Consider the following 24,200-nt stretch of genomic DNA (forward strand, 5'->3'; position numbering starts at 1 on the left):
TTTATCACTCTCTCTTAATTTATATTAAAAAACTATTCCCTTATTCATTGTTAACAACATAAACACTTCATACTTACTTAATATTTTACATATTTGCCTAGTACCCTTATTTCACGTAATATATGTGTATTTTTAAAAATAAAAAAGAATCATTACTATTTATTTCAGTTATAAAAAACTCTTACACACATATAAACGGTGTAAGAGCATCAATTACTTTATTTAATTTTACCTTAACTTATTTTATTCAATCGGAAATAATTCATCAATTTTGTTCAGTTCATCATCTGTTAATTGAATATTTGCCGCTTCAATATTTTGCACAACTTGTTCAGCACGTTTCGCACCAGGAATCACCACATCTAACGCTGGACGCGTTAAATAGAATGCTAGAACCACATTAGCAATAGATGTGTTATGAGCTTCCGCAATGCCTTGTAATTGTTTCACTCGTCGAACATTATCATTAAATACTTCCGGTTGGAAATCACGGCGAGGTGCACGATGATCATCAAACGTTTGATTTTCTTCATACTTACCAGCTAAGATGCCTGATGCTAATGGGAAGTATGGTATAAATGTAATATTATTTTCAGCTGCATATTTCATGACTTCTTCATTTTCACGATGTAATAAGTTGTATTCTAATTGCACTACATCGACATAACCATCTTTATTCGCTTCCTTAAGTTGTTCTAATGAGAAGTTAGACACGCCTATCGCTTTAATCTTGCCTTCATCTTTAAGTTCTTTTAATGCAGCAACTGCTTTATCTTTCGGTGTATCTTCATCTGGAAAATGAATGTAGTATAAATCAATATAATCTACTTGAAGGCGTTTCAAGCTATTCTCAACTTGCTGTTTTAAATAATCTGGATCATTATTTTGTACGACTTCATCATTTTCTTTAATAACATGTGAACCTTTCGTTGCAATTTGAACTTGTTCACGAGGATACTCTTGAACTACTTGGCCAACTAATTCTTCAGAACGTTCAGGTCCATAAATATAAGCTGTATCTAGTAACGTAATACCGTTGTCAATTGCTTTACGTACAACATCTTTACCCTGTTCTTCATCTAAATTTGGGTATAAATTGTGACCACCTACTGCGTTTGTACCTAATGCAATTGGAAATACGTGAACATCTGATTTACCTAATTGTACTAAATCTGCCATCTATAATCGCTCCTTTATTCTATATAACTACTTATAGTTTACCCATTTCTTATTATGACATTCATATTGACTTTTGATGAGCAATGTATTTTAATGTAACTAATCAAGTTACATTAAAGGCGGTATATTATGAATTTAGAATTCAACATTGCAGTACACGTGCTAAGCTTTCTTACTAAGCATTCCGAAGAACAATTCAATAGCCAGGATTTAGCAGAACTTACCTGTCTTAATCCTGTGCAACTAAGGCGTGTTACCACTACACTTAATAATCAACAATATATAGATTCAATTCGTGGAAAAGGTGGTGGCTATCGAGCTAATGCGCGCACTCCAACCATCACCTTAGATACACTGTATCAACTTTTCGTGTTAGATAAATTACCAACACAACGTATTTTTACTGGTAGCGAAGAAAGCTATTGTACAATCTCTAGAAATATCGCAACCACTATGAATAAATACAAAGAGCAAGAAACTGCACTAGCGCTCAACTTTTATCGTAACTTGACAATTAACGACGTAATTAAAGATACACTTCAGGAGGACACATCAAATGACACATTTTAATTTATTAGTTATTGGCTTCGGTAAAGCAGGAAAGACACTTGCCAAGTACGCAGCATCACAAGGTCAACACGTCGCTTTAGTAGAACAATCCTCAGACAACTTTGGAGGCACATGCATAAACCACGGCTGTATACCCTCTAAAGTACTCGTACATGATGGGATTTACGGTACCGATTTTGACACTGCCTTTTCAAGAAAAAAAGACGTGGTCAGCGCACTAAATAAGAAAAACTATGATAACTTAGCAAATGATACAAACATTGAAGTATTTAATTACAAAGCGCAATTCAAATCTAATACTGAAGTTAATCTACTAGACGAGGATGGTGCTATTGCTAAGACATTAACAGCAGATAAGATAGTAATTAATACAGGTGCGAAATCAAATATTCCTCCAATTAAAGGTATAGATATTGCTCAAAATTTATATGATTCACGCGGATTATTAAATATTTCATATCAACCTAAGCATTTAGTAATCATTGGTGGAGGCTATATCGCCTTAGAATTTGCTTCAATGTTTGCAAATTTCGGTTCAAAAGTTACAGTGATTGAGTATGGAGCACAAATCATGCCTCGAGAAGATCAAGACGTGGTTGCACATGCAATTAAAGATTTAGAGGACAAAGGGATTACCTTTATCACAAATGCAAAAACGCTAGAATTTAAAAATGAAAACAACCAATCAACGATTGTAACTTCTAAAGGTAATTTCTCAGCCGATGCCGTATTATTAGCTACAGGTCGTATACCTAACACAGACTTAGCACTAGAAAATACTGACATTGAACTTGGTGAACGTGGTGAAATCAAAGTGAACGACCACTTACGAACATCAGTCGAACATATTTATGCTGTTGGAGATGTCAAAGGCGGACTACAATTCACGTACATCTCTTTGGATGACTTTAGAATTCTAAAATCTTCTTTATATGGTGACCAATCACGTACTACACTTAACCGTGGTACAATTCCTTACACTGTCTTTATTGATCCACCATTCTCTCGAGTAGGTTTAACAGCTAAAGAAGCTCAATCTCAAGGCTATAATTATATTGAAAATACATTACTTGTCGCTCAAATTCCGAGACATAAGATTAATAATGACGCTCGTGGCATTTTCAAGGTTGTTATTAATAAAGATACTGATTTGATTTTAGGTGCTACACTTTATGGCAAAGAATCAGAAGAAATTATTAATTTAATTAAATTAACAATAGATCAATATATACCTTACCAAGTTCTAAGAGATACTATTTATACTCACCCAACAATAGTCGAATCATTTAACGATTTATTTAATATTTAAAATTTTTTTAATTTATTGAAATGCTATCGTGTCAGCACTTCAAGAGATATAAATTCAACTTATCAATATTTTTAAAAATAAAAAGCTTTACTTATTAATAAATAACAGTTATAGTTAATCTAACGTAATAAAAGCTCGTGAATTTAAATGTAGTGTGTTTGTTTAGAATACTCTCTTTTTTATAAATGAATTTGTTACAAATATTCGTGCAAAAGCACATGGAGGTATTCTATATGAATAACGGTACAGTAAAATGGTTTAACGCAGAAAAAGGTTTTGGTTTCATCGAAAGGGAAGACGGAAGTGACGTATTCGTACACTTCAGCGGTATCGCTGGTGAAGGTTACAAAACTTTAGAAGAAGGTCAAAAAGTTGACTTCGATATTACTGAAGGTCAACGTGGCGAACAAGCAACTAACGTTGTTGTAATGTCATAGGATTAGACCTTATTAAGCGCTTAGAAGATAAATGTCTTCTAAGTGCTTTTTTTATTACAATAAAAAAGCTACGACAATATTCAGGTTAGAATACACTCATAGCTTAAGTTTATAATATAACTTGATTCCTCTATTTTATCGCCTTACGTTTAGCTAATTTCTCTTTTAGCTTTCGATCTTGTTCTTCTTTACGGCGTTTACGTTCCTCATTACGCTTTCTTAATCGTTCTTCTTCTTCCGGATCTCTTGGTTTTTTTAGCTGAGCTGTGACTTTTTCTAACAATTCGTCTTCAGTAAGCGCAGCAAGTGGTCGATTATTGACGAAGGCAAACGTTTTTCGACGTCCAGGGCCACAATAAGATTGACAGCCGATTTCAATTTCTGCTTCTGGATCTAATTTTTCTAATTTTCTTTTCAAAGTTTTGATATTTACCGCCTGACATTCATCACATATTAAAAATTTATTTTTCACCTTGCCACCTACCTTTCTATATTGTCGTTTCTATCCTAAATTTTGAAGCATATTAATACAAATCAATGAATTTAACTCTAATTATTTTACTCCTTTTACAAGAAAATTCAAGCCTATCATTAAAAGTCATTCTCTTCCATAATAAAAAAGAGCAAGACGCTGATTCAACATTTGAATTTAGTCCTACTCATTTATTAGTTTATATTATTATTGTCCATGATAAATTTTAAATTTTAACGGTTTAATACCATGTGATGCCCATTCATTATAAATACGATTTTTATCAATGCGATTATCAATAATGGCGATTCCGCAATCACCACCGCCAGCACCTGATGTCTTGGCAGCAGCACCATAACGTTCTCCAATATCACATAACATTTTTAAATTTTCGGTTTCAATGTCGACTGTCGCTTCATTATCCATTTGTTGAATAATCATACGATTTTGTCGAATCATTTTCTGAACACCTTTAATATTATTTGTTTTAAACGCATAGATAAGATTTTCAACACATGTATGAGATTGATCAAGGAATCTTCCATAAAAAGAAGGATCTGATTTTAAGCGCTTCACTTCACTGACTAAATGAGGTGATGAAGCAGGCGAACCTGTCCAACCGATTAAGACTTCCATATTCTCTGGGGCCTGTAAAGGTTCAATATGAAGACCCGGCCAATTTTTTTCTAATACTTCATTAACTGATGTTTCTTCCATCTGTTGTTTGACCCAATCGTGATCGAAAGTACTATAAGCTAGCCAGCCACTGTATACACTTACAGCTATATCACCACATGAGCTTAAACTTTGTAATCGCATATTAGAAATGACTGCAAGTTTATAAATATATAGGTTAGATAATTGCATATCGTAAAACTCATTTAATGCTTTGACGACTGACACTAAAACTGCCGCACTAGAACCAAGCCCATATTTATTACCTGAAGCATCATCTAAATTACTATCGATTTCTAAATGAAAATGCTTCAATTTGACGTTGCAACTTCTCGCATATTGTTCGAAAACTTCAATTGCAGTTACAACATACTTTAATTGACTAGCAGCATTAGCATCGGAGATATCAATTTTATCTTCATTGCGATTAAACGTTACAGGTTCATAATGTAATGTCTTGGAATGAATCGTACTTGTTACTGCATTAGAAGCTTCAATTGAAGCTGTAACAAATCGATCGACCGCAATTAAGACAGACTTATATCCTGGCTCAGTCACTGCATATTCACCTGCTACATAAAGCTTTCCTGGTGCTTTCACCTGAATCATTATATCTCTTCCTTACTTAATTATTTCGACTCCTGATTGGGTAATGTCACTTGTGATGATTTGTGATTGATCAAATTCTTGTAAGAATTTATCTACGATAGCTTGTTGATTTTTCTTTTCAATCAATACTTTAACGTTAGGACCCGCGTCCATTGTAAAGTAGCAAGGTAACCCCGCTTCTCTACATTCATGAACGATGCGCATAGCATCATAACTTTCTGGTACTAAATATGTAAATGGAGGTTGTGCTCCCAAATTAGTTGCATGCATGCGTAAACCATTAGCTTCAATAACTTCACCCATACGCTTGAAATCTTTTTGAGCAATGGCTTCTTTAGTCTCTTTCAAATCTGGTTCAACGTTATCTAACCAATATTGATAAAAACGTGATGTATCACGTGTAAGTGACATGCCTGAACGACTGGATACCTTTTTAGATTTGTTATTAATAACAACAAAAACCATAGCCAATTCATTTTCCCAGCCATCCGCTTCAACACGGTGTGCAAAGGAAGTTTCATCGTCATTTCCTTTTTCCCATTCAGCAAATCCACCATAAATACTGCGAGATGCTGAACCAGACCCACGACGCGCTAATCGTGAAAGATCTTTATCAGACAAACCTAATTGTAGAGCTTCATTACACGCACCGGCTAATGCAGCATATGCACTTGCTGACGAAGCTAAACCTGCAGCTGTTGGAACAAAATTCTCACTTTCAATAAGCGCATGTTCTGAAATCCCAGCTTCTTTACGAATCATTTCCATATAACGTTGAATCTTAGCGCTTTCCTTAGCATTTACAGCTTCCCCGTTAAGAATTAACTGATCTTCTGTTAATGTTTCATCAAATGTTACACGCGTTTCAGTGTAAAAACGGTCTAGTGTAACTGACAAACTATTATTCATTGGTATGATTAATGCCTCATCGGCTTTACCCCAATATTTAATCAGTGCAATATTCGTATGTGCGCGTGCTTTACCACTCTTTTTCAATGGTTTATCCTCCTAACTTCTCAATCCATGTATGTTGTGCACCAGCTTTTTCAACTGCAGCGACAATATTCTTAGCTGTTTGCAATTCTTTAGCTAAGATAAGCATACTACCACCACGGCCGCCACCTGTTAATTTGCCAGCGACTGAACCATTCTCTTCTCCTAAGCGAAGAAACATTTCTATTTTGTCGTGACTCACCGTCAATGTTCTTAAGTCATCTTGACATTGATTAAAGATTGTAGCTAATTGATCAAAACTATGATGCTCAATCGCTTCACTAGCTGAATACACTAAAGAACCAATATGTTTAACAACTTGCATATAATTCTTATCATTATCACACAATTGATGCACATCTTCGACTGCTTGTTTAGTAGAACCTTTAACACCTGTATCGATAACTACCATATAACCATCTAAATCTAAGGTCTTTAATATTTCAACTTCGCCCTTTTGATACCAAACAGGTTGATTCGTAACGATAGTCTTAGTATCTATACCACTTGGTTTACCATGAGCTATACGTTCTGCCCAGTCTGCATTTTCTAATAATTCTTTATCAGTTAGTGGTAAACCTAAATAATCATAGCTTGCTCTTATGAAAGCGACAGCAACGGCTGCACTTGATCCTAAACCTCTAGATGGTGGTAAATTTGCTTGAATTTTTATTAATAATGGCTCTTCTACCTTTTTATTCTCTACGAAATGGCCAATTAAAGATTTCAAATGTTCTGGCGCATCATAAAGTGGTCCATCATAGACATCACTTTGTATCGCTGAGTAATTACCTTTTTCTAAACTTTCGATTAAGACTTTTACTTTTCCTGAAGTAAACGGAATCGCAATTGCAGGTTCACCAAATGTTACCGCATGCTCCCCGATTAATATTATTTTGCCGTTAGACTCCCCATAGCCACGTTGTACCATGATATCTCACCTTTAATATTCTTTCTGAAAAATTATTTTCGAGGTCAGTGGATATACTTATCATGCATATATCCTAAATCTTTCAACTCTATAAATGCCTATGTCAATTTGTATTTAAATTACTGACCTTTTATCGTAGTGTGTACGCAAATTAACTTTATAATTGCATGTCATAGTCTATCCACATTTTTGTAATCTTCTTCGACTTGAATAAAAGATAGACTCAGTTAATTTAACTTTAAAACTTAAAAATATTTATACCCTAAAATTAAAATCTCTAACATACTGTCATGTTAGTCTTTTAATTAAGATGGCCTTCGTTCTTGATTAATCTCCACCATCAATATATTAAAATGATACACAATCTACATCGTTTTTATATTAATCCACCTAAACTATATTACTATAAAAAGTAATAGGAATATAGCAATTTATAATAAATTTGATATATAATTCCACCTAAAATTACATTATTCCAAATGAAAAGGGAGTAGAACAGAAATAATATTTTCTCAGAATTTATTTCGTTGTATCCCCAGCTTGCTTAGCCTGTAGAATTTCTTTAGGAAATTCTCTTTGCTGGGGCCCCGAACCCCAACTTGCTTATCTTGTAGTATTTCTTTAGGAAATTCTCTTTGTTAGCGCCCCGCTTACGAGGCAAGGATGACTAGGTTTGAAAAAACGCTTGACGCAAGCGCATTTTCAAACCAGTCAGCTACTGACAACATGATAAAGTAGGCTGAGACATTTTATTTTGTCCCAGCCTATTTAACTGTATCAAATTTTCAATTTTAAAAGTTGTTTCACGCTTAATCAGCTTCTATTGAACGATTCATCTTCTCATTACGATCTATCATCTTGTCGAAGTAACCTTCATAACGTGTCCATTCATCTTCAGTGATTGGATCCATATTCAGATTACCACCTAAATCTTTAATAGCGTGTAATAATTGGAACATCACATCTTGGACTTTAATCTCTCGCCCAAACAAAGTTTCCAGTGATGCCATACATTCAGGTTGTATATCCGGATATTTAAATTTAGTCACTTCGCCTTTAAGTGCATGTTCATAGAAGACACGCATCATTTCCGCGCGTTCTGAACCTGATCCTTCAACACAAAGATATATTTGCACTGCAATACCACCACGTACACGACGTTGTGAAATGCCGGCAAACTTTTTACCATCAATGCTTAAATCAAATTTTCCTGGACAATATGAGTGCTCAATCTCTCGTGTATCAATCTCTACATCTTCATTTTCAAACATTTTGCAAATCAATAAATACATTACTGTAAATGCTTCATCAATTGTCGTTTCCGTTTGACCTTTGAAAATAAGTGAGATATTTAATACTCCTTGATCTAACACGACACCAAGACCACCCGAATTCCTCACAATTGCGTTATAACCTATTTCATCAGTTAAATATCGAATACCATCTTTAAGGAATGGTAAGCGCGAATCATGAATACCGAGAATAACGGTATGTTGGTGAATCCATGTTCTGACCACATTGCATGATAAATCTTTACCTACGCTTTCTGAAAACGTATCGTCAAAAGCAAATGATTGCATTGGCGCTAAACCAGACGAATGGTCTACATAGCGCCAATCGATATCATTAAAGTATTTACTCGCTAAGTCCATTATTGTAATGTTTGAGCAGCTGTAATGATTGATAATTTATAAACGTCTTCAGTTGAGCAACCGCGTGATAAGTCGTTAACAGGTGAGTTTAAACCTTGTAATACAGGACCAACTGCGTCAAAACCACCTAAACGTTGAGCAATTTTGTATCCAATATTACCTGCTTCTAAACTTGGGAATACAAAGACATTTGCATTACCTTGAATTTTAGCGCCTGGCGCTTTTTTCTCAGCTACTGAAGGTACAATAGCAGCATCAAATTGGAATTCACCATCAATTACAACGTCTGTTAAGCCTTCAGATTCTACTTTTTCTTGAGCTAATTTAACTGCATTTGCTACTTTGTCAACATCGTCAGATTTAGCTGAACCTTTAGTTGAGAAGCTTAACATAGCAACACGTGGGTCCATGCCGAAACTTTTAGCTGATTTCGCACTTTCAACTGCGATTTCTGCTAAATCAGATGATTCTAATGTTGGGTTAATTGCACAATCACCGAATACATATTGTTGATCATCTTTAATCATAAAGAAGATACCAGAAGTTTTAGATACGCCTGGTTTCGTTTTAATGATTTGTAATGCAGGACGAACAGTATCTCCAGTTGAATGTGCTGCACCACTTACTAACCCGTCAGCATGACCAGCGTAAACTAACATTGTACCGAAATAGTTAACGTTATTTAATAATTCATCAGCTTGTTCTTCAGTTGCTTTACCTTTACGGCGTTCAACGAATGATTTAACTAATTCTGGTTTTAATTCGCTTGTAGATGGATTAATGACTTCGATGTCTGAAACATCTAATCCTTTATCTTTAGCTAATAAGTTAATTTTGTCATAGTCACCTAAAACTACAGGTGTTACATAGTCAGTTGCTTGTAATTGTGTAGCAGCTGTTAACACACGCTCATCTTCACCCTCAGGTAATACGATTTTGACATTTTTTCCTGAAAGTTTTTCTTGTAATACATCTAATAAACTAGACATAATGCCCTCCTAAATAATTTCATAATAATATTTTGCACTCTAATTATACTGTATTTATAGTGATATTTCCATTTCACTAATTTGTAATCATTTAAGTATGTTTACTAATTCTCTTTATGATAAAATTTAGTCTGTATTAAATAATAATAATCAATTTTGAAGGAGCGATACACATGAGTGAAGCAGCTGAAACTTTAGATGGTTGGTACAGTCTTCATTTATTTTATGCTGTAGATTGGGCAACATTTAGACTAGTGCCTGAGGATGAACGTGAAGCTATGATCAATGAATTCAAAACATTCATTAACGATAAAGCTAGTGCTAGAGAACAACAAGCTGGCGACTACGCGCTATATAATATTACAGGTCAAAAAGCTGACATTCTATTATGGTACTTACGTCCAGAAATGAAAGAACTTAATGAAATTGAAAATGAACTCAATAAACTTCGTATTGCTGATTTCCTTATTCAAACATACTCATACGTATCAGTGATTGAATTAGGTAATTACTTAGCAGGTAAGTCTGATGAAGATCCATATCAAAATCCACATGTTAGAGCGAGACTATATCCTGAATTACCTAGAACAGAGTATATTTGTTTCTATCCAATGGATAAACGTCGTAATGAGACTTACAACTGGTATATGTTACCAATGGAAGAACGTAAGAAATTAATGTATAACCATGGTATGATTGGTCGACAATATGCAGGTAAGATCAAACAATTCATCACAGGGTCAGTTGGTTTTGATGACTTTGAATGGGGTGTAACTTTATTCTCTGATGATGTACTACAATTCAAGAAAATTGTATACGAAATGCGTTTTGATGAGACAACTGCTAGATATGGAGAATTTGGTGGTTTCTATATTGGTCACATCTTAAAAACAGATGATTTCGAACACTTTTTTGCTATCTAAACTTGCTATTAGATAAATCTATTTTGTGATATTCATAACTTGTTCCCTTCTAAGCTTGATTGAACATGGCTTTGAAGGGAACTTTTTATTTATAGAAATAAATTGATAATGGTACTCGAATGTATCTCCAACAATGATGACGTGCCAAACTTTATAAATGCCCACAATATCTTATTTTAATAATAGTTTAATAGACGAATATTTAGGGAATAGCTATTAATCGCCACATTTAAATAGGTTTTAAAACAACGATAACCTGAGGCACTTACTATGCCTCAGGCTATTATAGTGTAGTATGTGTTTTGGGAGAACTTAATTACTACTCTGAACATTAACAACTATGAAAATATTGTCGCTACCCAATATTATTCATAAATTGCTAACTAATTATTATTTAACCAAATTGTAATATTTTGAAACATTATAGAATGAGTTTGTATATATTTTTTATTTTAAATGTATTGCAACATTATACTATAATGATTAATGTACACTCTTTTTAATTTTTTAACATTTAATTGTTATATTTTCTTCATTTTGGAGCGCGGATTTTCTAGGTATTTGTTATACACACTGTGAGACTCTTTTTATAAGAGCGAATCAGAGCTTAGAAACTTTTAATATAAGCGTGCTTACTTCAATTAGCTACTTTAATTTTGTATCATTAACCTAAAAGACTTTTATATCTTAGACTCATTGACTATAATTATGAGTACATCTTAACGAATGGTGATGAAATGGATAATACACAAATACACGAAAATGCAGATGAAAAATTAATTAAAGACGTTGTCATGATGGCTGGACGCATATTATTGGAGTCCGGTGCTGAAGGTACACGTGTTGAAGATACAATGACACGTATTGCACGTAAATTAGGCTATTCTGAGAGTAATAGCTTTGTTACCAATACTGTTATTCAATTTACATTACATAATGAATCTTATCCTCGAATTTTTAGAATTAATTCACGTGATACGAATCTCATTAAAATTTCTCAAACCAATGAAATCTCACGCTTAATCACAAAAGGTGCAATTACGCTAGAAGAAGCTAAATTAAAACTTGAGAATATATATGTCGCTAAACGTGATAGTAGTTTACTATTCAAGGGAATTGCTGCTGCCATTATTGCCATTAGTTTCCTATATTTACAGGATGGCAAACTTGTCGATGTTATCACCGCATTGTTAGCGGGTGGCTTAGGTTATCTTGTAGTTGAAATACTAGATAGACGTTTACATGCGCAATTTATTCCAGAATTTTTAGGGTCACTCGTTATAGGAATTATTTCAGTACTTGGTCATTATTTATTACCCACAGGTGATCTTGCAACAATTATTATTGCCTCTGTAATGCCTATTGTTCCTGGAGTACTTATAACAAATGCCATTCAAGATCTATTTGGTGGACACATGCTTATGTTTACAACGAAGTCCTTAGAAGCACTCGTCACTGCTTTTGGTATTGGCGCTGGCGTTGGTTCAGTTTTAATCTTAGTTTAGGAGTGGGAATGAATGTTTTGGATATTAAACTTAATTTTTAGTTATACCGCTTCACTTTTTTTCTGTGTGATCTTCGATGCGCCTAGGAAACTCTATCTCTCTTGTGGATTTGTAGGAGCATGTGGTTGGATGGTTTACATTCTTTTTTATCAAGGTTTAAACACACATACGATCTACTCAAGCTTCTTCGGAAGTTTAGCGTTAGGTTTAATTAGTCACTATATGGCTCGTACAAAGAGGGAACCAGCAATTATCTTCATGGTACCTGGAATTATTCCTCTTGTACCTGGTGGTCTAGCGTTCGATGCTACTAAGAATTTAGTACTATTAGACTTCAGTAAAGCGATTAATACAATGCTTGAAGTAACACTCATTGCTGGCGCCATTGCGCTCGGCTTATTATTTGCAGACCAAATTTCTAAAATTATATTATCTGGTTTTGCAAGAACACGAAAAAGAATATAACATCATTTATACTATTGTTGATAATAGAAAGAGTCCGGGACATAAAGTTCTTGGATAAGTGAAAAAAAGACAATTTCTATTGAAATAATATAGAAATTGTCTTTTTTATAAATTTTTTGATTATTTTCAGCTCGTTGAGCTACTACTTTTCTTATATTAAGTGCCATTAATACAAAACCAAGTTCTCTTTTGACTTTATTGAGTCCTCGGACAGACATCCGAGTGAAACCCAAAATAGCCTTCATAAATCCAAAAACAGGTTCCACATCAATTTTTCTTTGACTGTAGATATTTTTTGTTTCTGGTTCTGAAAGCTTTTTGTTAATTTGGGATTTAAAATATTCCCAGTTATAATTCTTCATTATTTTTTTGTTTGTTTTTGAATTGAAGTTCATACATTGATTTTTCAGAGGACATTCTGAACAATCATCACATTCATATAATTTGAAGTCTCGCTTATAACCATACTTATCATGACGATAGGCATATCTTTTAAAACCTAGCCGTTTATTATTCGGACAAATGAATTCGTCATTAATTTCGTCATAGTTCCAATTTTGAGTATTAAAGATGTCACTTTTATATTTTTTAGTTTTATCTTTTATAAACATTCCATATGTTATGAGTGGCGTTCGATTAAAGTCATCTATAATTGCCTTATAATTTGATTCACTACCATAACCTGCATCAGCTACAATATATTCAGGTAAATGACCGTAGGTCTCTTGAATTGAATTTAAAAATGGAATCATCGTTCTAGTATCCGTTGGATTTTGATACACATTATAAGATAAAACAAATTGGGAATTTGTCGCTATTTGTAAATTATACCCTGGCTTAAGTTGTCCATTTTTCATGTGATCTTCTTTCATTCTCATAAATGTCGCATCATGATCTGTCTTAGAATAACTATTTCTATCCTTTAAAATAGATTTTTGAAATTCGTATCGATACTTTCGCTCAAAATAATCATTGATTTGCTTTTTGTATTTTTTGATTTTAGTTCTTTTGAGACGTATTTGTTTTCTTGTTTTAGTACATTTTTCATTGTTGATATGTTGGTTTAAATCTTCGATTTCTTTATCTAAGTGACTACCAATCAAATCTATTTCTTCTTTTGTTAATTCATTATCATGATCTTCTTTAATTTCCGGTATGATTTTATTGGTTACCAATTCATGGTAGAGGGCTTTAGAATCCTCATTCATCTTTGATTCATGGTTTTGAATACTCTTTTTCCATACAAATGTATATCGATTGGCATTTGCTTCAATTTTTGTACCATCAATAAAAATAGCTTTATCATCTATAAGATTTTGTTTTACACACTGACTGTAAAATTGAATAAATAAAGATTCTAATAAAGCATCTACTTTTGGATTTACTCTAAATCGATTAATTGTTTTATAAGAAGGTTTTTGATTTTGTGATAGCCACATCATTCGGATGCTATCATTAAGCATTTTTTCTATTTTACGACCTGAGAATACAGATTGTGTGTAGGCATATAGAATCACTTTTAACATCATTTTAGGATGGTACGAAGTTGCACCACGGTGATGTCTGAATTCGTCGAATTCATTGTCAGGAATTGTTTCAACAATATCATTTACATGTCGTGAAATATCATTTGTGGGGATAAGAACTGAAGTTTCCATTGGTAGAGTAAGTTGAGTCATGTTATAATTTTTATACATAAGGCACCTCGTTAATTTAGTTTAGTGATGTTTATTAAATTATACGAAAGTGCTTTATTTTTTTAAAGTATTACAATGTAAAATTACATATAAATACAAAGTATTTTGGCGAGACTCTTGAGGGAACAGGACAAGCTGAAGACTACAGGCTGAAGCTGTCCCCTAAGAAAGCGAGCCAACAATACGGAGTATTGTAAATAAAGAAGCCAGTAAATGAATTTGTTAAAACTCATTTACTGGCTATTTCTCTAGGGTTTATGTCCCAGACTCTTTTAAAGTTAAACTATTTATAAGTATCATCTACCATATCTTCAACTTCTTTTTCAGAACGATTTAAAATTAATCGACTTAATTCATCATTATCCATTCGTTTCAATTTAGGATAACGGATAACGAAGAAAATCAGTCCAATTACTAACCATCCACCTAAAGCAATATATGACGGCATTGAGAGCGATGCTGGTGATCCAGGCACTAACAATAACAGAAGGAAAATAAATGATACAATCGAACCAAAAATGGCAAATGTCTTATAAACAGGTCCGTACGTATTACTTTCTTTATTAAAACTGAACAACTTAGCTGCAGATAAACATGTAATAAAATAAGCAATTGATACGCCAGTTGACGACATATCAACAATCCATGTTAATGCAGTACGACCTAACCAAGGTGCAATTAATGTAACAGCTACTAAAAAGATAATCGCTACATATGGTGTCTTATATTTAGAATGTAATTTACTAAAAGCAGTTGGCATAATGCCTGAACGCCCCATTGAGAATAACAATCGACTTGCACTCATTAAAAATCCATTTAAACCTGTAAATATCCCCATAATAATTGCTATGGCTAATACACCTAAACCAATATAACCAAATGCTGACTGTGTTTCAGCACCTGTTACCCATAAGTTACCATTTAAACTTGCATTATTAGTACTTAACCAACCTGTGTATAAAATCATTACGACATACGTCAGTGACGCTGCCAACAAACTATACACTATCAATTTAAATGTCTTATTAGGTGAAAAGTTAAATTCTTCTGCAGTTTGAGGAATGCTGTCAAAGCCAACATACGCCCAAGGCGCTACTGCCACAATCATAATTATAGATGTGAACCAACCTGATTTAGGATTAGCTAATGGTTGTAAATTCTCAAATGCAAAATTATTTCCAAAGAACGAACCGAAAAACATAAGCAACACAACAATAACCATAGCTACGCAAAAGTAATATTGCAATGAACCTGATACACTTGCACCACGGATTGCTACTAGCATAAAGACAAGTAATAACACAGTGGCAATAATGATTTCAGTTATGTAAACGTCCCATCCTGCAATCGTGTATAACTTCCCATTATTCAACAAATCCGGAAGTAGAAATTTTACTAATAAACTAAATGCCGTTGCATTAAGTGCAACAACACATACATAACCAAATGTTAAAAACCATGATGAGAAAAAACTAACGTATCTACCAAAACTTAAGTAACTAAATGCAAAGGCGCCACCTGAAACTGGAAATTTTTCTACCAAGGTCCCATAACTTACTGCAATGAGTATCATTAATAATGCACCAATTACGATACCTATAGAAGCAGCAATTGGACCAGATTGCTTAATCCAATCTCCAGGTAAAATAAAAGCACCCCAACCTATACATGAGCCATAAGCAATAGCCCAAACAAACTTTTCAGAGAGGTTCTGTTTCAAATCGCCTCTATCTATATCCTGATTTTGATTATTTTTACTCATAAAATAAACTCACCTCAAGTATGCTATATACCCAAAAGGTGAGTTGTTTAATCTATACTATTGACACAATATAAGTGCTTTACAATTTTAAATAAAACTAATAAATTTGATAAATTATGTTAAAATTTATCCTACAAATTTAAATGTAGAGATAATAAGCATTAACCAACCCGCGATGAATAATAAACCACCAATTGGCGTAATCGCTCCTAAGATACGGATTTGTGTTAAAGCTAATATATATAACGAACCACTAAAAAACACCACACCTAGGAAGAGGAACCAACCTGCCCAATTCACATTAATAGATGTTGTACCACTAATAACACCAATAATGATTAATCCTAATCCATGGTACATTTGATAATTCACTGCTTTTTCCCAAACTGACATATATTTGTCCGATAATTTACCTTCAAGACCATGTGCACCAAATGCCCCAGTACCAACTGACATCATTGTACATAGCGCACCTAGTATTATAAATAATTTCATCATATACATTCATTCTCCTCATTCAGTTTAAAAATCAAATATTGATTCTCCATTACCAATTTCATCATCCGTTACCATTGTATTAGATGGCAAACTATTATTCTGTGACGATTTCATTGAATCTGGAACTTTTCCACCCATCGCCTCAATTTCTGCAGCAGTCACTTTGGATTTACCTTGTGACGATGATGTGTTTGAACTTTGATTTACTTTTGAAAATGACGTAGTCACAGTATTTGTAAAATCCTGACCTTGTGATTTTGATGACGCTGGCTTACTTTCGCTGTTAGCATATATTGACGTTAATGTATGAATCGCATACATATGTTTCTCGAATTGTTGCTCGTTAGTAGCCTCATCAGCTTGCACTAACTCATGTTCAATTAGTTGAATCACTTGCGCTCTATTCATTTAAGCCTCCCCATTCTCGCACCAATTGATAGGTGATTTACCTTTAGATTCTAAATAACCATTAGTTTTAGAATATGGTTTAGAACCAAAGAAGCCACGATAAGCCGATAACGGACTTGGATGTGGCGATTTAATAATATAGTGTTTTGATGTATCAATTAATTTAATTTTCTGTTGTGCAGGCTTACCCCATAATATGAATACAACATCATCACGATGTTTCGAAATAGCTTGGATCACTTCATCTGTAAATGTTTCCCATCCAATAACCTTATGCGAGTGTGCTTGTCCTTGTCGAACCGTCAGAACAGTATTTAATAACAAGACACCTTCACGAGCCCAATCTTGTAAATGTGGTGATGTCCGATGACACCCGATATCATCTTCCAATTCCTGATACATATTTCTCAAAGAAGGTGGGAATTTAGCATTAGGTTGCACAGAAAACGCTAAACCATGGGCTTGATTCGGTCCATGATAAGGATCTTGACCTAATATAACCACTTTCACATCTTCAAAAGGTGTTAAATCAAAAGCTTGATAAATATTGTCTCTATCTGGATAGATGGTTTGTGTTGTATACTCTTTTTCTAAAAAATCGTGCATCTCTTTGAAATCGTGTCGTTCCGTAATATCATGAAATATTTCTGACCATTCCATCGTTTTCACCTCAAGCCATATTTTAACATAATGCTAACCTAATCAGTTATTGATTTTATACATTACTTCAAGCTAGCACGTAGTCTGATAAACGTGATATTATAAGACATAGATTAGAAATTGTCGGGAGTGAATTTACATGGCTTTAAAAAAAGTATTAACAATTGCAGGTTCAGATACAAGTGCGGGAGCTGGTATGCAAGCTGACCTTAAAACATTCCAAGAATTAGACACATACGGCATGGTCGCTTTAACAGCTGTTGTAACAATGGATAAGGAAACTTGGTCTCATGATGTGACACCACTTCCTATGGATTTATTTGAAAAGCAACTTGAAACAGCGATTTCAATTGGTCCAGATGCTGTTAAAACTGGCATGCTAGGCACTCAAGAAATCATTAAACGTGCTGGCGAAGCATTTGAACAATCAGGTGCAAAATATTTCGTAGTAGACCCTGTTATGGTATGTAAAGGCGAAGATGAAGTACTTAACCCAGGAAATACTGATGCAATGATTGAATATTTATTACCAAAAGCAACTGTTGTGACACCTAACTTATTTGAAGCAGGCCAACTTTCTGGTTTAGGTAAATTAACTTCAATCGAAGACATGAAGAAAGCAGCAGACATCATCTTTAATCAAGGCGCTCAACACGTCATTATTAAAGGTGGTAAAGCGTTAGATCAAGATAAATCTTACGACTTATACTATGACGGTAATACGTTCTACCAATTAACAACAGATATGTTCCAACAAAGCTACAACCACGGTGCCGGTTGTACATTCGCAGCCGCTACAACAGCATACTTAGCTAATGGTAAATCACCTAAAGAAGCTGTTATTAGTGCCAAAGCATTTGTTGCTTCAGCAATTAAAAATGGCTGGAAAATGAACGACTTCGTAGGTCCAGTAGATCATGGTGCCTATAATCGTGTTGAACACATCGATGTAGACGTAACAGAAGTTTAATAGTAAACACTTAATTTTTATAAACTCAAACTAACCTCCTCAATAAAGTCTTTATTAAGACCATTCATTGAGGAGGTATTTTATTTAAGTCATTCACATTAATTTAGGCTTATTATAAATTCTAGGTATTAAGTCGTAGAAAGTGATAGGCTATACGTTGTATCCAAAGTTGGTACCTTGGGCCCATGTTTTTATTTTAAAATTACTTTACTATATTAAGTGTAGAGAGACAAAGGAGGAATTACACATCATGATTATCTACAAGCAAAATATAGAGAATGGTATCCCTATGTACAAAATCATTACGAAAACCTTCAAGACAATTACGGTAAAATTTGATGAAACGTTTAACAAGAATGAAATCTATAAATTGCTCTCTCTACTAGAAAATGACCTTGATAACATGAAACTAGGTTATTAAGTCATTTAGACATCAAGAAGCACAGTAAAAGTGTTTTCCAAATTGAGAATTCAAACAGATGAATTATTCCCAAAATTGATTTTAAAGTTCTTATGCCCCCTAATACTATAAGTAACTTTATAAGTCATTAATCATTCCTAAACTCACCTTATTTAAATAGCGTCGATGTTAGACGAGGATTGTCCCCCCTCGTATGCTTAGAGAGTAACTTTAAGCTTTGCTAACATTGACGCTATAATTTTACGTCGTTAATTATTTATAGTACTTCTATTTAAAGTTAAATGAATTAAAAAACGCATTGATGCGAACGTGCATCAATGCGTTTAATTGATAATTATTATGCGTTTTTATTTTTCTTAACTTTAATCCACCATAATGCTTTTTTAGGATTTGATTCATAAAATTCTAAATCCTTTTTATTGTCAACATTAGGATAAGAACCTTTAAGTGATTTGCCTGCTGTACTTACATGCAATACCGCAATCACAATAAAGCCGATAATACTAATAGCAGTTAAATAATACGCTGGTGCGTAAATGTTACCAGTTGATTCAACTAACCAGGAGTTAACTAACGGTGTTGTACCACCAAATAGTGAAACTGAAATATTAAATGTAACTGCTAATGTACGATATCTAATATGTGTAAAGAACATTGTTGGTAATGAACCAGGCATTGTTGCTTCGTATGTTGATAAGAAGAAACCTAAAATAAACACACCAAGTATAATGAATGGTAATGATTTTGTATTGAGTAAACTAAATGCCACAATACTTAATAGTGTAAGACCACCAGTACCAATCAAGAATACTTTCTTCTCACCAATTTTATCCGCTAATTTACCGAAGAATAATGCTAACGGAATCATTACTGCCATAACACATGTAATTAACACACTTGTAGTTGTTTCATCAATTTTAACAATTTGTCCTAAGTATGTTGGTAAATAAGCAGTAACTGTATAGTTTGTTACATTGAAGAATACAACTGCTACGAAACATACTAAGATATCTTTAAAGTAATAACGGATAATTGTGAAGAATCCTATGTTATCACGTGCTGGTGTTTCTACATCATTTTCATAGATTGGAGATTCTTCAAGTTTACGACGTAAATAAAGTCCAAATAAACCAAGGAATAAACCTAAGATAAATGGAATTCTCCAACCCCACGCTTCCATTTGTGCATCACTTAAGAAGAAACTTAATAATGCGATCATAATTGAAGCTGCGATATAACCCGATAAAGTTCCAATTTCAAGACCACTACCTAAACTATTACGCTTCTTATCTGGTGAAATTTCAGCAATATATGTCATTGCTCCAGCATATTCACCACCAGTAGAAAATCCTTGTAATATTCTAGCGAGCAGTAAGAGCGCTGGTGCCCATAATCCTATCATATCGTAGTTTGGTAAAACACCTATCGTTAATGTTGATAGAGCCATTAAAATAATAGTCGTCGTCAATACAACTTTACGACCGTACTTATCACCAATGATTCCAAACACTATCCCACCTATTGGTCGTAATAGGAAGGCAATTGCTAATGCTGCAAATGTAAATATTTGTTGAATCTCTGGGTTTTGTACTGGCGAAAAGAAATTCGCTCCGATATATGCCGTAGTGTACGCATAGACACCAAAGTCGAACCATTCCATGGCGTTACCAATACCCGTGGCAAATACAGTTTTCTTCGCTGTTTGCCCATCGACCATGTTAATTCTATCTTTTTTAAAATCCATGACCTGTAACACTCCTTCTATTTATGTTACATAATTATACAGACCTAATGAATGTTGTCAAATTACTAAAAATTATATAAATTTCAAAAATACAATATTATTCATTTTACAGAATTTAACAACCTTCTTTTGTACACGCTTACATAATTTTAATAAAAACAAAAAAGGCTATAATTAAAAATTAATAATTTTATCAATTTCTAATTATAACTAGTTTTACCCCATTAGCTTTATTCGAAACAATAATTCGTTCGTTTTCAACCACCTCAAAATCTATTGTTTCATTGATATCAGTGGTTTGAACATACTTGATTTTATAACTAGCCCATTGATCATCCATCATAGAAAATACCTTTTCAACGATTAATTGTCCTGGAACGATATACTCATGAATCGGATTTTCGTCATCTACAATTGCTAAATACTGTTCTACTATTTCCCTATTAAAAACCATATATTCCATCCTCTGAAATAAACGTTTGTTCGATAATCATACGTGTTTTATTATTTTTATTAATTTCCAATTTAAAAATAAAACGGTCAAATTGCTTTACTTTTTCAGATTTTTTATGCGTTAAATATGCACAATATTGTATATCGCTTTCTAAATTTTCAAACAATTCAACATTAGTACGTACTAATCGTATTGCTTCACCTTTAAAGATTTGAAACATTTTAAATTTAGGCCACAACTTTGCACACATTAGCGGTGGTACTGTGCCGTCATATTCCTTCCCTATTACACTACAATAAATTCGGACGTCCTCGGAATGAAATTTAAACTCTCTTGTTTCATTGGCGCCACTTTTCAAAGAGTACCGCATTTCCCATACCTCCTCCTATACCCATCGTAGCAATTCCATATTGCCAATTAGGTAAGTTTAATAATCTAGCAACTAATGCCGCGCCACTAGCACTATATGGATGTCCAGTAGCAATCGCACCTCCCCATTGATTTACCTTGTCCAAACCTAAATGCAACTCATTTATAGATGCCAGCACTTGAGAACTAAATGCTTCGTTCAGTTCAATGGCTGATATATCTTCAATATTTAATTTCTGCCTTTTCAATAATTGAGAAACTGCGGGTACTGGACCTATCCCTAATAAGGTTGGATCCACACCTGTTGTAACAGCATCTCTATATAACATTCCCCATTTAATCCCCATTGCCACAGCCATTTCCTTTTCCATTATTAAAGCTATTCCGGCACCATCATTCTTCATGCAACTATTACCAACTGTAACTGTACCATTTGGTAATATTGGACGTAATCTATGTAAACGCGCCTCAGTCAGATTTGGCTTTAAACTTTCATCCCTATCAAACAACGCTCCTTTAATTGTAAGAGGAACAATCTCACGGTTAATATCACCATTATTAAAATGCGTTGCCACTAACCGATGACTACGTGCTGCAAATAAGTCTTGATCATTACGAGATATATTATAATGTTGTGCGACATTCTCAGCTGCTTCTATCATGCTTGGATCTTGACCTTCAGGTGCAAATGATGCACGCTCAAAAAATTGTGGTAATTGCATTTCATAGACAGATTGAGGACGCTTAATCTTCCATGGTGCACGACTTGTACTCTCTACGCCACCAGCAATGAACACCTTCCCAGCCTCACATTGCACCATTCGACACGCATAAATGATACTTTCTAAACCCGAGCCACATTGACGGTCTAATGTTATGCCAGGAATTCGATGATTTAAACCGGCTTCTAGTAACGACTTTCTCGCAACATTACCACCATTCCCTACAACATTACCTAATACAACATCATCCACTTGATCCATTACTTCAGGAAATGTTTGCTTCAAATTTTGAAAAAGTGGTAACAACAGCGCTTCAGGTTCTAAATGTCTTAACGCACCACCATATTTACCAAACGGTGTTCTTTTAGCCCATATTACAACTGCTTCTTTCATACTTTAAACGCTCCCTCTAAATATAATGTTTGAACAGTGTTACGTGCTACTTTGCCACTATTGGTAAATGGCAAATCTTTTACCCTTACAAGCTTTGAAGGAATTTCATATCTTGATAACGTTTGTCGTAAATACCGTCTCAATGTCGTATAATCAAGTTCTTGATTTCCTACATAAATTAATACTGCAATTTCTCCAAAGCGTCTATGTGGCTCACCAACGACAACCGCTTCTTCAATTCCATCTAATGATTTCACTTGCTGTTCTATTACATTAGGATATATATTTTTACCCCCAATAATAAGTCGATCACTTTTACGACTTACTAAATAAAGTTGATTATTTTGTATATATGCATAATCTCCGGTTTCAATCCAGCTATGAGGTTGCACCACTCCAACATCGACATAACCTGAATAAATCATATTACTTTGAACCTTCAATAAACCTATTTTCCGATTATCTTGCGCTTCAAGTTTAATTGAAACATTAGGAAATACTTGACCAACAGAGTTAGTTGGTGATGTCTGATTAAAGTTATACGTAATAAAACTTGCTTCAGATGTTCCAAAAAATTCAATTATATTTGCGTTTTTAAATTGTTGGGACACAGTTTTAAACAATGATTCTGACAGTTTCGCACCACTACAAAATATAGATTTAATGTGTGTGATAGTCGTATCTACATTCAGTAATTGATGTAACATGGTTGGTACAAGAAAAAGTGCGATATTAGAATGTTGTTCATTTAATATGGAAATGAATCGTTTTGCATCAAATTGTCGTTGTCCGATGAAAGTTCTACCTGAATATAATGCATAAATACATGTATATAACGATAACGAATGTGCGAGTGGACCTGGTGCAGCGAGAGCTGTTTCATAGTTATGTATGAGTTTTTCATTTTCAGCATAAGATCCAATCCATGAAGGCTCATTACGATAATAAGCTTTAGGTAGGCCTGTAGTGCCAGATGTAAATCCAATATGTAACAAGTCATCCACTTTTAATTCCTCACTTATATATTTTTCGTATGTACCAAATGATGTTGTACGTTTAAACTTTCCGATAGCAGTCATTACATATTCAATATGAAAATGCTCTATAAGTTTATCTATAGTGTCGCGTGACCATTTGTTATCTAAAAAACATGGAACTCCATCCATCATTAAAACAACAAAATAATTTGTGATATTTACTATTGGAGAGTCATTTAATAGTGCCACTCTACTTCCAAGCTTAAATTTTGGTGAATTCAAAGTGCAATCACAAATTTTTTGGTATAAACTCTCATAATTTACAATTTCATCATCGATTTGCAGTGCTATGGATTGAGGCTGAACCTTAGCGTAATATTCAAGTCGCTTTATGATTTCTAGCATTGTATGACCTC

The 24,200-nt window shown here is 33.9% G+C and carries 24 protein-coding genes and 1 pseudogene; 8 read left to right on the forward strand and 17 right to left on the reverse strand.

Going from position 1 to position 24,200, the window contains the following annotated elements; translation table 11 throughout:
- Nucleotides 1–243: 243 nt before the first annotated feature.
- Nucleotides 244–1,179, reverse strand: coding sequence for an aldo/keto reductase (locus EQ029_RS10685; protein WP_016930867.1), 936 nt, complete (start codon nt 1,177–1,179; stop codon nt 244–246).
- A 129-nt stretch (nt 1,180–1,308) separates the two neighbouring features.
- Here EQ029_RS10685 and hypR point away from each other — a divergent pair, with 129 nt between their 5' ends.
- From hypR to EQ029_RS10700, 3 genes are all read left to right on the forward strand, one after another.
- Complete coding sequence (gene hypR, locus EQ029_RS10690; protein ID WP_016930866.1) at nt 1,309–1,749, forward strand: redox-sensitive transcriptional regulator HypR; 441 nt, start codon at nt 1,309–1,311, stop codon at nt 1,747–1,749.
- A complete protein-coding gene (merA, locus tag EQ029_RS10695) occupies nt 1,736–3,058 on the forward strand; it encodes a hypothiocyanous acid reductase MerA (RefSeq protein WP_057504919.1) in 1,323 nt (440 codons plus the stop codon). Before hypR ends, merA begins: the two co-directional genes overlap by 14 nt.
- A gap of 233 nt (nt 3,059–3,291) precedes the next feature.
- Nucleotides 3,292–3,495 (forward strand): cold-shock protein, encoded by a 204-nt coding sequence (locus tag EQ029_RS10700; RefSeq protein WP_049426256.1) that lies wholly within the window; start codon nt 3,292–3,294, stop codon nt 3,493–3,495.
- A 130-nt stretch (nt 3,496–3,625) separates the two neighbouring features.
- On the opposite strand, the gene EQ029_RS10705 is transcribed toward EQ029_RS10700, so the two are convergent.
- The 6 genes from EQ029_RS10705 to pta all read right to left on the reverse strand — a co-directional run bounded on the left by EQ029_RS10705 (nt 3,626) and on the right by pta (nt 9,816).
- Nucleotides 3,626–3,967, reverse strand: coding sequence for a YuzB family protein (locus EQ029_RS10705; RefSeq protein ID WP_011276654.1), 342 nt, complete (start codon nt 3,965–3,967; stop codon nt 3,626–3,628).
- A gap of 207 nt (nt 3,968–4,174) precedes the next feature.
- Nucleotides 4,175–5,251 carry a phosphomevalonate kinase gene (locus EQ029_RS10710; protein ID WP_016930864.1) on the reverse strand — a complete coding sequence of 359 codons (1,077 nt, stop codon included), beginning with the start codon at nt 5,249–5,251 and terminating at the stop codon, nt 4,175–4,177.
- Nucleotides 5,252–5,263: 12 nt separating this feature from the next.
- The gene (gene mvaD, locus EQ029_RS10715) at nt 5,264–6,247 is read right to left on the reverse strand and encodes a diphosphomevalonate decarboxylase (protein ID WP_053022764.1); all 984 of its coding nucleotides are present in this window, start codon (nt 6,245–6,247) and stop codon (nt 5,264–5,266) included.
- A gap of 4 nt (nt 6,248–6,251) precedes the next feature.
- Nucleotides 6,252–7,175, reverse strand: a complete 924-nt coding sequence (mvk, locus tag EQ029_RS10720) for a mevalonate kinase (protein WP_011276657.1) — start codon at nt 7,173–7,175, stop codon at nt 6,252–6,254.
- A gap of 809 nt (nt 7,176–7,984) precedes the next feature.
- Complete coding sequence (locus EQ029_RS10725; RefSeq protein WP_016930863.1) at nt 7,985–8,827, reverse strand: lipoate--protein ligase family protein; 843 nt, start codon at nt 8,825–8,827, stop codon at nt 7,985–7,987.
- Nucleotides 8,827–9,816, reverse strand: a complete 990-nt coding sequence (gene pta / locus EQ029_RS10730; RefSeq protein WP_048668186.1) for a phosphate acetyltransferase — start codon at nt 9,814–9,816, stop codon at nt 8,827–8,829. The genes EQ029_RS10725 and pta overlap by 1 nt, the downstream gene beginning before the upstream one ends.
- A 173-nt stretch (nt 9,817–9,989) precedes the next feature.
- On the opposite strand from pta, the gene hemQ reads away from it, so the two are divergent.
- From hemQ to EQ029_RS10745, 3 genes are all read left to right on the forward strand, one after another.
- Entirely contained in the window at nt 9,990–10,739 is a 750-nt protein-coding gene (hemQ, locus tag EQ029_RS10735; RefSeq protein WP_048668187.1) for a hydrogen peroxide-dependent heme synthase, read from the forward strand.
- 737 nt (nt 10,740–11,476) lie between these two features.
- Complete coding sequence (locus EQ029_RS10740; protein ID WP_053017129.1) at nt 11,477–12,244, forward strand: threonine/serine exporter family protein; 768 nt, start codon at nt 11,477–11,479, stop codon at nt 12,242–12,244.
- Between the two features lie 12 nt (nt 12,245–12,256).
- A complete protein-coding gene (locus EQ029_RS10745; RefSeq protein ID WP_011276662.1) occupies nt 12,257–12,709 on the forward strand; it encodes a threonine/serine exporter family protein in 453 nt (150 codons plus the stop codon).
- 25 nt (nt 12,710–12,734) lie between these two features.
- On the opposite strand, the pseudogene EQ029_RS10750 reads toward EQ029_RS10745, so the two are convergent.
- From EQ029_RS10750 to EQ029_RS10770, 5 genes and pseudogenes are all read right to left on the reverse strand, one after another.
- Nucleotides 12,735–14,406: pseudogene (locus EQ029_RS10750) on the reverse strand (IS1182 family transposase); the annotation flags it as partial.
- 283 nt (nt 14,407–14,689) lie between these two features.
- Nucleotides 14,690–16,168, reverse strand: a complete 1,479-nt coding sequence (locus EQ029_RS10755; RefSeq protein WP_057504906.1) for an APC family permease — start codon at nt 16,166–16,168, stop codon at nt 14,690–14,692.
- Nucleotides 16,169–16,294: 126 nt separating this feature from the next.
- Nucleotides 16,295–16,663, reverse strand: a complete 369-nt coding sequence (locus tag EQ029_RS10760; protein WP_170177298.1) for a DUF423 domain-containing protein — start codon at nt 16,661–16,663, stop codon at nt 16,295–16,297.
- A gap of 27 nt (nt 16,664–16,690) precedes the next feature.
- Nucleotides 16,691–17,074, reverse strand: coding sequence for a DUF5327 family protein (locus tag EQ029_RS10765; RefSeq protein ID WP_053017127.1), 384 nt, complete (start codon nt 17,072–17,074; stop codon nt 16,691–16,693).
- Entirely contained in the window at nt 17,075–17,734 is a 660-nt protein-coding gene (locus EQ029_RS10770) for a uracil-DNA glycosylase (protein ID WP_057504907.1), read from the reverse strand.
- Between the two features lie 139 nt (nt 17,735–17,873).
- Here EQ029_RS10770 and thiD point away from each other — a divergent pair, with 139 nt between their 5' ends.
- Nucleotides 17,874–18,704: a bifunctional hydroxymethylpyrimidine kinase/phosphomethylpyrimidine kinase gene (thiD, locus tag EQ029_RS10775; protein ID WP_037559300.1), complete on the forward strand. Its 831-nt coding sequence runs from the start codon at nt 17,874–17,876 to the stop codon at nt 18,702–18,704.
- A 250-nt stretch (nt 18,705–18,954) separates the two neighbouring features.
- A complete protein-coding gene (gene vraX / locus EQ029_RS12610) occupies nt 18,955–19,125 on the forward strand; it encodes a C1q-binding complement inhibitor VraX (protein WP_037559308.1) in 171 nt (56 codons plus the stop codon).
- Between the two features lie 337 nt (nt 19,126–19,462).
- On the opposite strand, the gene EQ029_RS10780 is transcribed toward vraX, so the two are convergent.
- The 5 genes from EQ029_RS10780 to EQ029_RS10800 form a co-directional block, all read right to left on the reverse strand.
- Entirely contained in the window at nt 19,463–20,869 is a 1,407-nt protein-coding gene (locus tag EQ029_RS10780; RefSeq protein WP_011276669.1) for an MFS transporter, read from the reverse strand.
- A 193-nt stretch (nt 20,870–21,062) separates the two neighbouring features.
- Nucleotides 21,063–21,323: a hypothetical protein gene (locus EQ029_RS10785; RefSeq protein WP_011276670.1), complete on the reverse strand. Its 261-nt coding sequence runs from the start codon at nt 21,321–21,323 to the stop codon at nt 21,063–21,065.
- The gene (locus EQ029_RS10790) at nt 21,313–21,693 is read right to left on the reverse strand and encodes a protein VraC (protein ID WP_011276671.1); all 381 of its coding nucleotides are present in this window, start codon (nt 21,691–21,693) and stop codon (nt 21,313–21,315) included. The genes EQ029_RS10785 and EQ029_RS10790 overlap by 11 nt, the downstream gene beginning before the upstream one ends.
- Entirely contained in the window at nt 21,662–22,807 is a 1,146-nt protein-coding gene (locus EQ029_RS10795) for an acetyl-CoA C-acyltransferase (RefSeq protein WP_011276672.1), read from the reverse strand. Before EQ029_RS10795 ends, EQ029_RS10790 begins: the two co-directional genes overlap by 32 nt.
- Entirely contained in the window at nt 22,804–24,189 is a 1,386-nt protein-coding gene (locus EQ029_RS10800; protein WP_037559313.1) for a long-chain fatty acid--CoA ligase, read from the reverse strand. Before EQ029_RS10800 ends, EQ029_RS10795 begins: the two co-directional genes overlap by 4 nt.
- Nucleotides 24,190–24,200 lie beyond the last annotated feature (11 nt).

The sequence above is a fragment of the Staphylococcus haemolyticus genome (genome assembly GCF_006094395.1).
In the GTDB taxonomy this organism is placed as follows: domain Bacteria; phylum Bacillota; class Bacilli; order Staphylococcales; family Staphylococcaceae; genus Staphylococcus; species Staphylococcus haemolyticus.

What these genes read in the sequence shown, in the direction of transcription:
- EQ029_RS10685 (WP_016930867.1), bottom strand. Translation starts at nt 1,179, where the DNA reads ATGGCAGATTTAGTACAATTAGGTAAATCAGATGTTCACGTATTTCCA.
- hypR (WP_016930866.1), top strand. Translation starts at nt 1,309, where the DNA reads ATGAATTTAGAATTCAACATTGCAGTACACGTGCTAAGCTTTCTTACT.
- merA (WP_057504919.1), top strand. Translation starts at nt 1,736, where the DNA reads ATGACACATTTTAATTTATTAGTTATTGGCTTCGGTAAAGCAGGAAAG.
- EQ029_RS10700 (WP_049426256.1), top strand. Translation starts at nt 3,292, where the DNA reads ATGAATAACGGTACAGTAAAATGGTTTAACGCAGAAAAAGGTTTTGGT.
- EQ029_RS10710 (WP_016930864.1), bottom strand. Translation starts at nt 5,251, where the DNA reads ATGATTCAGGTGAAAGCACCAGGAAAGCTTTATGTAGCAGGTGAATAT.
- mvk (WP_011276657.1), bottom strand. Translation starts at nt 7,175, where the DNA reads ATGGTACAACGTGGCTATGGGGAGTCTAACGGCAAAATAATATTAATC.
- EQ029_RS10725 (WP_016930863.1), bottom strand. Translation starts at nt 8,827, where the DNA reads ATGGACTTAGCGAGTAAATACTTTAATGATATCGATTGGCGCTATGTA.
- pta (WP_048668186.1), bottom strand. Translation starts at nt 9,816, where the DNA reads ATGTCTAGTTTATTAGATGTATTACAAGAAAAACTTTCAGGAAAAAAT.
- hemQ (WP_048668187.1), top strand. Translation starts at nt 9,990, where the DNA reads ATGAGTGAAGCAGCTGAAACTTTAGATGGTTGGTACAGTCTTCATTTA.
- EQ029_RS10740 (WP_053017129.1), top strand. Translation starts at nt 11,477, where the DNA reads ATGGATAATACACAAATACACGAAAATGCAGATGAAAAATTAATTAAA.
- EQ029_RS10745 (WP_011276662.1), top strand. Translation starts at nt 12,257, where the DNA reads ATGTTTTGGATATTAAACTTAATTTTTAGTTATACCGCTTCACTTTTT.
- EQ029_RS10755 (WP_057504906.1), bottom strand. Translation starts at nt 16,168, where the DNA reads ATGAGTAAAAATAATCAAAATCAGGATATAGATAGAGGCGATTTGAAA.
- EQ029_RS10760 (WP_170177298.1), bottom strand. Translation starts at nt 16,663, where the DNA reads ATGAAATTATTTATAATACTAGGTGCGCTATGTACAATGATGTCAGTT.
- EQ029_RS10765 (WP_053017127.1), bottom strand. Translation starts at nt 17,074, where the DNA reads ATGAATAGAGCGCAAGTGATTCAACTAATTGAACATGAGTTAGTGCAA.
- EQ029_RS10770 (WP_057504907.1), bottom strand. Translation starts at nt 17,734, where the DNA reads ATGGAATGGTCAGAAATATTTCATGATATTACGGAACGACACGATTTC.
- thiD (WP_037559300.1), top strand. Translation starts at nt 17,874, where the DNA reads ATGGCTTTAAAAAAAGTATTAACAATTGCAGGTTCAGATACAAGTGCG.
- vraX (WP_037559308.1), top strand. Translation starts at nt 18,955, where the DNA reads ATGATTATCTACAAGCAAAATATAGAGAATGGTATCCCTATGTACAAA.
- EQ029_RS10780 (WP_011276669.1), bottom strand. Translation starts at nt 20,869, where the DNA reads ATGGATTTTAAAAAAGATAGAATTAACATGGTCGATGGGCAAACAGCG.
- EQ029_RS10785 (WP_011276670.1), bottom strand. Translation starts at nt 21,323, where the DNA reads ATGGTTTTTAATAGGGAAATAGTAGAACAGTATTTAGCAATTGTAGAT.
- EQ029_RS10790 (WP_011276671.1), bottom strand. Translation starts at nt 21,693, where the DNA reads ATGCGGTACTCTTTGAAAAGTGGCGCCAATGAAACAAGAGAGTTTAAA.
- EQ029_RS10795 (WP_011276672.1), bottom strand. Translation starts at nt 22,807, where the DNA reads ATGAAAGAAGCAGTTGTAATATGGGCTAAAAGAACACCGTTTGGTAAA.
- EQ029_RS10800 (WP_037559313.1), bottom strand. Translation starts at nt 24,189, where the DNA reads ATGCTAGAAATCATAAAGCGACTTGAATATTACGCTAAGGTTCAGCCT.